The organism is Bacillus salipaludis (assembly GCF_030938565.1).
In the GTDB taxonomy this organism is placed as follows: Bacteria; Bacillota; Bacilli; order Bacillales; family Cytobacillaceae; genus Neobacillus; species Neobacillus salipaludis_A.
In genome coordinates, this window is sequence record NZ_JAVGVR010000001.1 from 4,441,840 (window position 1) to 4,455,549 (window position 13,710).

General features: G+C 40.4%; 8 protein-coding genes. All 8 read right to left on the bottom strand.

Features of this window, described 5'->3' with window-relative positions:
- Positions 1 to 94: 94 nt before the first annotated feature.
- On the bottom strand, positions 95 to 1,093 hold the full coding sequence (locus RCG21_RS21940) for a zinc-dependent alcohol dehydrogenase family protein (protein WP_133338748.1): 999 nt from the start codon (positions 1,091 to 1,093) through the stop codon (positions 95 to 97).
- 173 nt (positions 1,094 to 1,266) lie between these two features.
- Complete coding sequence (gene dacB / locus RCG21_RS21945) at positions 1,267 to 2,742, bottom strand: D-alanyl-D-alanine carboxypeptidase/D-alanyl-D-alanine endopeptidase (RefSeq protein ID WP_133338746.1); 1,476 nt, start codon at positions 2,740 to 2,742, stop codon at positions 1,267 to 1,269.
- 323 nt (positions 2,743 to 3,065) lie between these two features.
- A complete protein-coding gene (locus RCG21_RS21950; RefSeq protein ID WP_308913778.1) occupies positions 3,066 to 4,361 on the bottom strand; it encodes a LysM peptidoglycan-binding domain-containing protein in 1,296 nt (431 codons plus the stop codon).
- Between the two features lie 98 nt (positions 4,362 to 4,459).
- The gene (locus RCG21_RS21955) at positions 4,460 to 7,060 is read right to left on the bottom strand and encodes a polynucleotide kinase-phosphatase (protein WP_308913779.1); all 2,601 of its coding nucleotides are present in this window, start codon (positions 7,058 to 7,060) and stop codon (positions 4,460 to 4,462) included.
- Positions 7,057 to 8,397, bottom strand: a complete 1,341-nt coding sequence (locus tag RCG21_RS21960; RefSeq protein WP_133338740.1) for a 3' terminal RNA ribose 2'-O-methyltransferase Hen1 — start codon at positions 8,395 to 8,397, stop codon at positions 7,057 to 7,059. Before RCG21_RS21960 ends, RCG21_RS21955 begins: the two co-directional genes overlap by 4 nt.
- 123 nt (positions 8,398 to 8,520) lie before the next feature.
- The gene (locus RCG21_RS21965; RefSeq protein ID WP_308913780.1) at positions 8,521 to 9,642 is read right to left on the bottom strand and encodes a hypothetical protein; all 1,122 of its coding nucleotides are present in this window, start codon (positions 9,640 to 9,642) and stop codon (positions 8,521 to 8,523) included.
- A gap of 29 nt (positions 9,643 to 9,671) precedes the next feature.
- Complete coding sequence (locus RCG21_RS21970; RefSeq protein ID WP_308913781.1) at positions 9,672 to 12,983, bottom strand: hypothetical protein; 3,312 nt, start codon at positions 12,981 to 12,983, stop codon at positions 9,672 to 9,674.
- Positions 12,961 to 13,707, bottom strand: a complete 747-nt coding sequence (locus RCG21_RS21975) for a DUF6063 family protein (RefSeq protein WP_133338736.1) — start codon at positions 13,705 to 13,707, stop codon at positions 12,961 to 12,963. Before RCG21_RS21975 ends, RCG21_RS21970 begins: the two co-directional genes overlap by 23 nt.
- Between the last annotated feature and the right edge of the window lie 3 nt (positions 13,708 to 13,710).

A 13,710-nucleotide genomic window follows, 5' to 3' on the forward strand; every position in this document is an offset into this window, starting at 1 on the left:
CAGACGGTACATTGAGAATCTTATAAAGATTCTATTGACCATCTACTTTTTAATGAACGTAAAGTTGGTAATCCTATTTCAATTTTCAATAAGATTACCAACTATTTTTCAAAACAACTTTTCCTATAGCCTTGCCTGACTCCATGTACTCATGGGCTTCTGAGACTTCATCAAACGTGAAAATGTTTGAATCCAAAAGCGGACGAAGTTTCTCTTCCTCGACCACCCTAGCAACCTTCTTCAAAATTTCTCCATAATGTTTATGCATCTCTTTGTTTAATATCTTCAACAGCATAAAGGTAACATGAAGAGAAAGTCCCTTCGAATGCACGGGAGAGAGGTCGTGAGTCGAACGCGCAGCAATAGCTAATACCGTTCCATGTACCGCTGCCGCCTCAAAAGAGCGATCAAGGTTTTCACCTCCTACCGTGTCAAACACGACGTCAAATCCTTTACCGTTTGTATATTTTTGTACATAGTCATGAACGGTTTCTTCTCGATAATTAATCGTTACATCAGCACCAAGGCGCTTGCCAATCTCGAGCTTTTCTTGCGAAGAGGCAGTTGTAAAGACTGTCGCTCCTCCCCATTTGGCTAGTTGAATGGCGATGTGTCCTACACCTCCGGTGGCTCCATGGATTAATAGATCTTGTCCAGTTATAAGCCTTGCACGATTAAATAAAGCTTCCCAAGCGGTGATAGTAACTAGTGGTAAAGCTGCGGCTTCTTCCATCGTCAAATTTTTCGGCTTATGAGCAAGTAAATCAACATCTGCTAGCATAAACTCTGCAAGTGCGCCGCCAGTCGTCCCTCTAAATCCACCCGCGCATCCAAACACCTCATCGCCAATTTTAAACTCGGTTACTCCTGCACCCACTGAAACTACCACCCCTGCCACATCTCCATGTAAAACTGCTGGAAACTCGGGCGCAACGGCTGGAACTGCACCAGCACGGACTTTGATATCAATTGGATTTACATTTGTAGCCTTTACTTGAATAAGTACATGTCCGGGTTTCAATTCAGGTTTTGAAATCTCTTTTAATTTAAATACTGATGGATCACCAAAGGATTGAATTATTTGTGATTTCACTCTAGTCACTCCCTTTAATTTGTTTTACCTAAAAATAAGAAAATGTCTCTAAGTAACATCTTAAAGGTAAGTAGTGTGAAAAGTAAAAAGATTTAAACTTTGGTTGCATTTTTGAGGGCACTCCAGGTTTTACGCTAGGAGAAGGAACCTCTTAAGAAATTTCCTCACCCTTTTTACGAACCCGCCAATATCTCAACAATCCTGTCTTCAATCTTCTTCCCTTTTTTCTCATCCAACAAATTATTCAATAAAATGGAAAAAATCAGTTTTTCCCCGCTTTTGGTTTGTACGTATCCTGACAATGAAGTAACTGTGCTAATCGTGCCTGTTTTTGCCCAAACCTTGCCTTTTGTTAACGGGGTCTTCAAACGGTATCTTAGGGATCCCCCTACCATTTTTTTACTTTCACCCGCGACCGGCAGTGAATTCAGGAAAAATGGAAACCAAGATTTTTGTTGGACAGAATATAGCAATTGTGAAATTTGATTGGCTGGTATTAAATTCACATGGGATATACCAGACCCATCTCTGAGCAGCATGGTTTGCGGGTTGACCCCAAAATTCGGGAGCTCATTCTGAATGACCTCAAGACCTTTTTCCCAGCTTCCCTCACCTTTTTTCACTCTGCCCATTTCCTTAGTCAAAACCTCAGCATGACCATTATTGCTTAACTTCATAAAGGGAACGAGCAGCTTGGAAAGCGGCATCGAGGAATGACTGACTTGCTCTATTGCAACTTTAGGCGTTATCCCTGTTTTAATTTTTCCAGTTAATTTAATGCCATGTTCGGAAAGGGATTGCTTAAATAGTGCAAGTGTATAGTTCGTTGGTTCCCAAACCCCTATCCACTCCCGTTCATTTTTACTGTTCTGCGGAATGGTTCCAGAAATCGTGATGATGTTATTTCCGTGTCCCCGCTCTATTTTAAGATCCTTTTTAGAATCAGAAGCTACTGTTACCGCTTGATTGATTATTTTTACAAAGCTTGTTTTCGGTGACATCGATACAGTTGGTTTCAATCCCTTTTGGCTGCCCGGCTTAACACGTACAATAATCGTTCCCGCATCATAGTCCTGATCAGGAGAAACGGTCAAAGCGGAAATTTGCGTACCATAGTAGGTGGTTTCATCCGACCAAGGTAAATCGGTTGAATAACGGACATGATCAAAATAGGAATCATCCCCAATCAGGTTACCCTTAACTTTAACAATCCCGCTCAGTTTAAGCTGCTCCGCCATGTGGTCAAGATCCGCTTTTAAAAGGGTTGGGTCGCCCTTTCCTTTTAAATACAGGCTGCCATACAAGGTTTTTCCTTTTATCCTGCCTTTTGTCAGCACCTCTGTATTAAATCGGTAATTCTCCCCCAAAGTATTTAGTGCCGCAGCCGCGGTCAACAATTTCATATTTGAAGCCACTCGAAGACGGGTATTCCCCATGTGGTCATAAATGATTTGCCCTGATGATGCTGACCGTACACTGATTCCGGCAATGGCACCGCCTAAATCAGGTTCATTCAAGAGGAGATGATTTAATTTTTGATCCAGTGATACTGAGGATTTGGCCTCAGCAGGGGTTTCGTGTATGTAAGGTACCGCTACAGAAATGAAAAGAACGAATATAAGCAGTGAATTTTTTACTCTTTTACTCAAGCCTTTTTTCAACCCTCCTTATTTCATTGGTTCTGTTAAACTTAGTTGTTGATTTCCGCTCCAGGCACAAGCGGTTCGTGGGCGGTTCGGGGAGCCTCCTCGTCGCTTCGCTCCTGCGGGGTCTCCCCTGTCCCGTACTGCCACAGGACATTGAATTGCATCCTTGAATCCGCACACGCACGAAGGAAATGCGTCAGCATTTTCAAGGAGTCTTCGTCCCTTCCGCTCCAATCAACTCTGTTCAAAGATTAACATTGTCCTTTAACATAGACACTTCATTAAGGTTTGTCCAAAAGTTTTCGAAAAAAAAATTGCCAGACCATTCAAATGATATTTTTTACAACTGATATATTTTGACTAAGATATTCCCAATTTTGCGGAGCAGGCAGACTTAATTGCCAAAAAGTAGTTCCTAACAGCAGATATACATCCATTAATTTATATTTTTCCATATAACTCCGAACATCCTCAAACCAGACCACATGTTCCTCGAGGTTTTTCCAATATCGGTACCATGGGGATTTCGCGGAATTGTCGAACTGAATTTGTTGTCCGGTTGCAATCGCTTGGTTTTGAGCAGCAAGAACAGATAAAGCATGCGTAGAATGAGTTGAAGCAATTTTGTCATACCCATAAAGAGGCAGGGCGATCTGCAATTTACGCGGATTGATTTGCGTTAGTGAATAACGGACGACCTGCTCCATCCAAGTAATAGGCGCAATCGGATCAGGCGGACCTGTTGGATACCCGTAGTCAATGGACATCACAGCGACAATGTCAGCTGCATTTCCAATAGCCTTATAATCATAAGCACCAATAATGCGATTCGTCGGAATATCAGCCGTCTTGGCATGAACATTTACATGAAGAATCAGATTGCCTAATGCCCTTTTTAAATCCGTTAGGAATTTATTGAAGTCCTGACGCCTTGGCGGAGGAATAAATTCAAGGTCGATACTCACCCCGCCAAATCCTCTTTGAATGGTTAAGTTAACAATGCTTGCAATTAAATTCTGCCGATAAACTGGATTTTCTAACACTTTACCTGCCAGCTCAGCACTAAAGTCACCTTTCGTATAATTTCGGATCATCAATAAAGGTGTAATGTTCAATTGATTGCATTTTGTTACTATGTCAGAATCCTCAATCTCATTAAAAGCAAAGCCTTCTTCCGTAAAGGAATAGGCAACGATTGCTAAATAGGTTAGTTGGTTAGCCAACGTATCAAGTGTAGAAAGAATATCTTCTATTGCAGACGGAACAATAAAGCCAAGAGTTGCTATTTCCATTTTTATAGCTGAGGGAATTGCAATGATTTGACCGATAACTAGCCGATTTGGGCTAATACCCTGATTAGCTGCTAGAATCGCAGCGGTACTCGTATTAAATTGATTAGCTAATTGCCAAATATGATCCCCAGCTTTTATACGGTAATAGCGAATGGGCATTAGTTTATCTGGAATATAAAGTGCAAGACCGGGTACGAGGGATGTTGAAGAAGTTAAACCATTTACTTGGGCAATGGTTTGCATGGGTATCCCATACAACGTGGATATCCCCCACAAATTCTCTCCTTTACGAACCACATGTACCGCCATTTCATCACACCTTTTCTGCATCCTTTTAACCATCTTATGGAGATGATTTGCTAATATACTTGAGAGTGTGAAGAAATTTTAGCTATTTAAAGGAAAATAGAACTAGGTAACTCCCTATTTTATAACCGCGGATCAATCGGCTCCGCCTCGAGCGCCAACACGCCCAGTACACATTCATGTACTCTTTCCAATGACTCCCGCCGGACAAATCTCTGAACCGATTCAAGCCCCAGGCAGAATTCCTTCAAGGCATTACGCTGCTTTTTCCCGGCATTTCTTTGTTTTAACCTCACCAGATTTTCAGGCTTTAAATAATCTATCCCATAAATAATATGCAAATACTTGCGTCCTCTTACTTTAATGGCCGGCTGAAGGAGTTTTCCTTTATGGCGGGCCACAAAGTTTTCGGGTTTCACCACAAAACCTTCATGCCCATTTTCCGTCATTTCCTCCCACCATTTGATCGCCGCCTCGATTGAAGCCTCATCCGATACCACACGATATTCCGTTTCTATAAATAAGGTAGAAAGTCGGCTAAACTCACGATTTTTTTCCATGTGCCACAGATGCGGTTGGTCGAAAAACGATTGATTGCTATGGGCAAGGGTATGGAATGGAGCAATTTGAATTCCCTCTATTCCTTCTGTTTCCCAGCAATAGTTTTGATAGACTTCATTAAATATCTCCGCTTCCACTAGCTCTACCTTCGTTTCCTGCAGCCACTCCGTCACACCTTTACCGTTTTCAATCGCCTTTTCAAGCATCTGCTTTATCTTCTTCCGATCCAGCAACGCCATTTCCCCTACATGCGCATATTGATTAAGAATCAATTCCTTCGCCTTCAAATTCCACGGGAGAATTTCAGCATCAAGCAGGACAAAATCAGTGTTGTGTTTTTCAAAATACCCGCTTAAGTCGCGATTGAGCATCTCCAAAATCCGTTCGCCTAAATCTTTTTGAAAAAACGGCCGTCCTGTCCGGGTATAAATGCTCCCCAATGTTTCCGTGCCCACATACTCTTTTGCTACTTGTTTATTTTTAAAAAGAAACAAAATCCCGCGGCTGCCCATATGCTTTTTCTCGACGACCATTTTATCGATTCCGTTTGCTTGGTAATATTCAAATGCTTCCAATGGATGCTCTAAATATCCCTCTAATCTTGAAGGCTTTGGCGTTGGGCTCATCGTTGGCGGAATATAAGGGATTTCCTCAATCGGTACAGTAAAATGAGAAAGATCATCTAAAGCAGACTTGACTCCATCGGCCGCAATCGCAATATGCCTGTTTTGCTCTGTCATAACAGCAAATCCATCAATAAATTTACGGATATTCGGAGGGGCAAGCCTTTTGCTCTCCCATTCCTTTAAAGGATTGTCAGGAACATTGGCATAATCCTGCTTCGCTTTCACTGAAACCAAGTCCTTTTCGGGATAGCGAAATGCCGTTAACCTGCCGCCAAATATAACCCCCTGGTCAATATTCAAGGTATTGTTGATTTGCAAGGGCTGCGGTTTCGGGTCATGCCCCCAAAGAATTAGCTCACTTGATTTATGGTAAAGCGTCCAATCCTTTCGCTGCGGCTTCCCGTTTTCATCAAGGCCATCCGTATCGCCATAACGGCAAAAATCGGAAATCCTAGGCGATTGCTTGCCAATATAGTAATCTTTAATGCCGGCATGGACGGCAACAGCGACATTTACTCCATTTCTCTGGATAATATAATGAGATTTTGCCTCTAAAAGCATTTCCTTTAAATGTTTCTTAAAAGTAACCGTAGCTTCTTTTCCAAATCGTTTTTCATAGTTTTCAAACTCTGCTTCAACTTTCTCATCGCCATGAGCAAGCGTTACTTGACGCCCATCCAACCAACGGGCAATTTTCCAGCCGTGATTACTGTCAATCATATAAGCCAGACCTGCTTCGACATGCTTATGGAAAAATTGCAAGGTATCAATGGAGCGAGGTCCGCGGCTCATTATATCCCCCAACGAAAGAATTTTTCGCCCATCAGGGTGTACATAATAGCCTTCCTGGTTTTCGATGTAACCAAGCTCTCTCAATAAATCAAGAAACTCGTCATAACACCCATGAATGTCACCGATCAAATCAATCCCATTACCCACATCGATTACAAGTGGATTTTCTATACGGCTTACTTCTATAGTCTGGATATCTTCCTCATTTAAAACATAACAACGTTGAAACCCTTCTTTTTTTATGGAACGAAGTGTTTTTTGGAACTGTTGAAACTGCTGCTTAATTCTCTTCCGCCCGCGGGGGTATTCCCTTTCTTCATCCCTTTCGAGCAACTCTTTTTCTGGAAGGTTCAACACGATAGCTGTGGCCGGGACATGGTGTTTTTTTGCAATTTCCAGGTACCGCTCGCGATCTTCCACCCGTAAGTGCGTGGCATCAATCAGGGTTACTTTATTGAGTCGGCAACGTTTTTCAATTAAAAAGTCCATTGCCTGAAATGCCTCTTTAGAAATTTGGTTATATTTATCATATAATGCATCCGCCTCATCCCTCGGCCGATCATTCCAAGTGATAAATTCAACATCACTTACAAGAACGCGGAACTGATCCGAACTCACGACTTCAGAGGAGAGAATTACATTTTCCGCGATTAATCGGTTTAAAAGCGTTGTTTTTCCCGAATTAGATGGTCCGACAAATAACACAATTCCTGCATGGGGCAAATGAATAGTCCTCCTCATCATCCCTCCTTCCTTGTAAATATCGCCATTTGTGTCGGCTGCCCAAAGGTTGGATGCTCCTCACCAATTCCTTGAAATTGAACACGATAAGAGCATCCTGCTATCCATTCGGCGCATTTTTGCTGAAATTCATTTCGTGTCCATTCAAAGCGGTGGTCATTATGCCGCATTTCCTCATCCATTTCATAGACGACATTGTATTCTTGATTGGGTGTCGTTACGATTAGGACCTGTGGGCGATAATCCTGGAAAATCATTCTGAATATTCTCCCCAACCGAGCTTCATCGATATGTTCAATTACTTCACATAAAATCATAATGTCCTTATTCTGCAATCGTTCGTCAAAATAAAACAGTGAGCCCGCCATTGTGGTAGGTTCAAGAAATATGCCTTGTTCCTTCGCTTGATGAAACCGGTCCAAGGCACGTAACCGAGCTTTATTCGAGGGCTCTACCGCAAGTATCTCCTTTACTCCTTCTACAAAACCAAGCAAGGTCGATAACTTTCCTTCACCGGAACCAAGGTCAATAATCGTTTCTTTGTTTGGAAATCCTTTAATAGAATCAATTATCGCTTGATAGCGAAGGTCATTTAAGCGAACCTTTGGCAGCTCAGGCTTAGGCGGTTCCATCTCAAAAAACTTTGATTGTGATATAAGGTTTTCAAATCTTAATGTCCGTTTTACAATCAACTGCTTTAACGGATGGCTTTCAAGCCATCCTTCCCCGTAACGCTCTAGTTTTTCAATTTCTTTTTCATCAATAAAATAATGCTTATAGTTATCCAACACCGGGATAAGAAGAAACACATGCTTCAGGGCATTTTGAAGGGACTGCTGCCCTTTTAAGGTAATGAATTTTGCCGAGCTTTTATCATGAATTTTCTTATTTGCCACCCCTCGTTCAAGGTTGACCTGATAGCCAATTGGTTCGAATAATGCATGGATTTCCTCATCATTTAAATCAGACGCAACCGGACCAAAGGCTATTTCCATTTCAAAAGGATGCTGAACCCATTTCGAATATCCTTCTTGTGGTTTCCCATTTAGCGCAGTGCCCAGTGCTTTACGTATGGCTGAAGTGAAAATACTGCTAACCGCAAACTCGCGATCATTTATGTAGGAGGTAATATCATATATGTCCGCTGAGTTCCGCACTAAATCAATAGCATCTGGTTTTACATAAATCAGAAATTGGATCTCATCCGGTGTAAAGGTTGTGTAGACAATTCGGGTTTTAAATCCCTTTTCGTCCCGTTCATAAAGATTATTTGGATTTTTAGCAAGAAGATAGGAAACGGCTTCCGCCCCCTGCCCCCTTATAGTGAATGAAAGTTGCATGTTCTGCACCTCACTTTACGGAGTATCATTTTACCATTATTTCACATAAAAGGAATGATTGCCAAGCAGAAGAAAAATGCCACACAAGACTGTGTGGCATTTTGAGCAAATCATTGTTTTAACTTAATGAGTTACTTCAGCTTCCTGGTATATCCGAAATGCCGGAACAATCGTATCCGTAACAATTTCTTTTCCTTTTTCGCGAATAAAATCCAATTTATAATAGGCATCAAATCTTTGACTGATTTCTGTTTTCACTAGTTCGGGCGGAGTGACGACGATGAATTGGAACTTCAGTTTTTCGGCAACAGAGAAAATCGGATCAAGGACATGTGCCGACGCAGCTTGTCCGAATGGATTATCACAGACTAAAGGAACCCAGCTTTGATCTGTCTCGTTTTTAACGGATAATAACATCATCATCATGACCATTCGGGCTGATAGCTTTTGACCTCCACTACCATCGGATTTCGTCCTTGAACCTTGATTAATGGTCTGCCAGGTTGAATAATGCTCTCTTTGCGGTTTCCCGTACATAAAGGCATTATCCGTTCGCATATTATAGACGAGTAGCTCAGGATACCGATTCCGCAAAGATACAAACAATATTTGCTCATCACTAATGAGTTGTTTTATTTCTTGATCTACAGCTTGATTACTACTATCAATCACCTCAAATTGTTTCGTAATTTTGTTTATGGCAGCGACAAAATGCTGCTTCAGCAAAGGCTCGATATCTTCAGCCTTTTTAGGCAAAATGTCTTCTTTTAGTTGGACGAGTGGAAAGTTTCCTCGTTCATTTTTCAGCTTCATTTTTGCAATCATGGAACGAATCGCCTCTGAAATGCTCATGACCTTCATGCTGGCACGGCTTGCCCAGAAGTTTTGAGCCTTTTCTGCCCTTTCCTTGTCACGTTCTAATTGTTCCAATCCACTTTGAGAAAAACGCTTCATATTTTGAACAATGCTTTGAATATGCGAATAATGCCTCGTATCCATATGATCTAATGTGGTTAACACATCATTTTTAAAACGAATCTCCCAATCTTTTCCTTCAATTGTAAGCTTTAAATTACGCAAGGATTGTTCGATTTTTGCATGTTTCTCCTGTCCATCTTCCTGTATTGCTTGTTGCTCTTCACACCAGGATAAGATACAGGCTTTTCCTTGACTTTTAACTTTTTCTAAATCCGAATCCGTAAATGCTAGAGCTTCCTCCTTAAGGATAACGGATAATGTTAACAAATCCCCTTCATAACCAGTAATGTTGGCTTCTATTTCTTTTTGGCGCTTTTCCGCCTGCTTTTTTCTTCTATCGTTTTTTTCGTTTGATCTTTTATTTCGACTTCCTTTAGTTCTAAGTCAAGTTCTTCCCATTCTTCAGGCTGTTTTTCAAGCTTTGCTACTTTTTTACCTGACTTGTCACGTTGCTCAGTCGCATGCTTTAAGGACGTTTCTGCCACTGTTACAGCTGTACCTTGTTCCCGTTCATCTTTTTCTGCTGCTTTCGCTTCCTTCTGTGCGGTTTGTAGCATATTTTCTAATATACTAATAGGTTCATCTGGTACCGGAGCTTTATGCCATTCTTTGTTAAGCGTATCAAGTTTTTTCGCTAATTTCTTTTGTTGCTTTTGTTCTGTTTCTTTTCTTGCTTGAATAACCAATAATTCTCTAGCCTGTTCTTCTTTTGATTTTTGAAGTTGTATTAACTCTCTGATGCTTCCATTTATCTCTTCTAATAAATGTGGTGATAAGCGTGGGACCTCTTCACATTGCTCCGCTTTTTCATCAACAGGAAATGCCGCTGTTTCAATAAAGACGGCGATCTCCTTTATATTTTGTTCGTTTGTAAGCTTCCATTCTAAATATGTTTGATTCCACTGGTTTTGTAGTTCAACAATTTTTTCATGCTCTTTCCCTATTTCTAATTGTTTATTGACCAAGGCTTCCTTTTGCTTCTCTTTTTCTAGTTTCACCTGTTTATTCACTAGGTGAGTTGTTTTTTCTTTATCAAAATCCTCTAAGGTTTCCACATCTCTTGTAAGCTTATCTATTTTTTGAATGGCCTTTTGCCGCTGCTCATTTAGCTGAAGCTGTAATTCTTTCTCTTTTTCCTGTTTTGTCGTAACATCTTGTAATTCAATTTTCTTAGAAAGAAGTGCGTTTTGTTCTTGAATCAAAGATTTCTCGAGATCAATACAAAGCTCACTTGAGATAAACCGATCAATTTCTTTTAAAATTTGACGTAAGGAAGTTTCGGTTTTTTCAATTTCAATTAGAGTATCTTTCTTTTCTTCTATTTGTTTAGCAATCTTTATTTTCCAGTCGATAAATAGATTTTTGTCACTTAATAGCTCTTTCTCTGTTCCGTTAATGATCACGTAGGATGGCGATTGATTTTTGCTGTTCATTTCCTCACGCATGAAAATCGGAACAGGGCTTTTAAACATTCTTCCCGAAAGAATCTGCTGATTAATTTTTTGCCATTGTTGGCCACTAACGACCACCCCATATGGAAGAAGTGGGTTTGCCATAAGGTGGTTCGTCATTTCCTCTGCACGTAAGGATTGAAGAAATTGGGTCCCATAAAACACATCAATGCCCGTCTTTTCATCGATCCATTCCTTTAATTCCTTCACATCTTTATTTGGAATCCAGAAGTGCTCATCATTTAAGGAATGATCTAGTTGTATTTCCCAAAGGTCTTTTTTAATTTGTTCCCCTTGTTCTCTATTATTTACTAGGACCTCTTCAATCTGTATCGCATATTTCGAAAGAAGCGCGTGTGTGAACGGTGCAGTAACATCATCTAATAAGCCATGGAGCCTATCTAATAGTTTTGTTTCTTTTGGCTTTTGCTCCTCAATTGCAGCTTTTAACTCTCCGCATTTTTCTTCTGAAAACTGAATCGATTGACCGAGCGTACCATGTAAAGTCGCAAGTTGATTTTGCCGTCCACTAGATTCTTTCTCTTTTGCTTGCAGCTCTTCTAACAAAGCCTTTTTATCATCAATTTGTTTAGAAAGAAACTGGATAAAGCCCTTTAAGTCATAGGTTATGCGGTCGCCAAACTCTTTGATGAGCGCTTCTTCCTTAGACTCAAATGTATGGATTTGTGTATATAAAAAATCAATTTCACTACTAAGCTGGGCAATCTCTTTTGTCTTTTGTTTATCCTGTTGTGTAAGTTCGTTTCCTTTTTTCTTTAAAAACTTTTGATAACCCAAATACAGCTTTACAGCTTCTTGTAGGGATAGATAAGAATGCTCCCACTGCTTTTTAGTTTCTTTTTTGATTTCATCCATTCTTTGATTCACTTGCTCTAAGCCGCTATTTTGTTCTAATGTCGTTATCTGCTGTGCGAGAGTGCGAATACTTTGTTCATTTTCACTCCACTCTTTCAATAAGGCATGAAAGGCTAGCAGCTCTTTTCTTTCCTGTTTCTCCTGAACGATTGCTTGAGAGGAAGTATGCTTATTCCTTTCTTCTACTAATTTCTTCTCCCAATCTAATACCTCTCTATGAGCTTTGGCGTAGTCTAGGTTTTCTTTTTGAAAGCGTAAATCTGCTTGTGTGATTGTTAATCTTTCAATGTCTTTTTCTAAAGTAAGCAGCGTTTCCACTTCCGATTGCTTCAAATGCTCCAAAGCTCCAAGCAGTTGTCTTCCTACCTTAATACTGCCATTAACAATTTCTTTATGCGCTGCACCTTTTGCTAGATTCTCTTCAAAAGGGACAATGTCTTCTAAAAATTCCTTATGTGCTTGCTCTCTTTTTAAGAGAACCGGCAAATCCTTCGCAATACTTGCTTGACTCTTGAAAATCTCCACTAGATCGTCCTTATGATGTTCCGTCCGATGTAAGACTTGGCTAATTGTAGGAATGATTCGTTTTTGGAACAGAGAATGATCATCCTCAGATCCCTCAAAGTATTTCCCAACGCCGCCTTCATCCTTGTTTATATCCTTCATAATATCCCAGTCTTTACGGTTAATTCCGTATGTATCAAGAATGCGATAGTGCTTTTTCGTATCTCGGTAAACGTCATATCCATTCCATTTTAAGTAGTCCTTCAAGCTTTCGGTTTCAGCAACCTCATCATTTTCATATAGTGGAATATGCTCAAGCGATACCTCTTCTTTCCCTTCAAATTCTCTTGTATAAAAGGTAATATTAGGGAGGATCTTCGCTTCTTGTTCTAACGTTTTGCTTTCATTTCCACTTTCTTCGTTCATCGAAATCCTTTGTTCGGCTGAGAACATGCCCCCCGTTACCAGATGCCGGCTGTCAGAACCGTCCAATTCCCATTGAATAAGAACATGAAAGGTATACGGAATAAATTGCTCTTTATTATTAAAAAAGAACTGTTGATAATAACGATTGTTTTGTTTTCCCCATGAGGTACCAGGCTTAAGGATTTGGAAAATGGTTTGTAAGAATACCCCTTTCCCTCCGCCATTCATCATTGCAATGAGACCATTTGTTGATGTCTCTTCATTATGGAAGTTAAAAGTGGTGTCTTTATATTGCTTTTGCATGCCATCATACTTCAGGCCAACAATTCTAATTCGATGGATTTTCGGCATGCTGCTCCTCCTCTGTAGCCATTAATTTTTTTAGTAATTCATAACGGTCGTAATCGTGATATAGGTATTCAATACGCTCAAAAAGCTCATTCTTAGGAATTACCTTTGGAATATCATCCCGATCAAGAATGATGATCAGCCCCTCCGTCTCTAATAGGCGCATAGCGCTGGCGATTAAACCAATTCTGGTTCGTCTATTGCCTTTTTTAACACCATAATCTTCTGTGTCGACCTCCATGTATTTCCATGTTGTCACAACTTCCTTCATATCGATTCGCTCTTCTTCACCGAAGGTAGGTTTTGCTTTTAGAATATTATCCCAATTCATTATGAGGTCGTTGACTTGCCTCTCTAATGAGTAGTAGCTAATTCCTTCCCGCTTCATACGGATTTTGGCCGCCTGGTTCCGGTCAATCGCTGCTAAGAAAGACATAATCACAACGCTAATAAGATGAAAGTGTTTTTTCGTTTCGACTTGCTTATGCTTCTCTTTCAAATGTGTAAAATTCGTAGCAAAGACGGAGCCGGTGGGCTGGACAACTAGATGGATCCGTTTAGGCGATTCGATGATATATGTACCCGACTCGTCTGCTAATAATAGAACGGTCTGTCTTACTTCCGGATCAAAATACGATTGGAAGTGCTCGCTATTTTCGTCAATTACTTTATCTTTTAATAGAGTAAAATAGACAGCAGAAGCTTTTTTGATTGATTCTGCATTCAACGT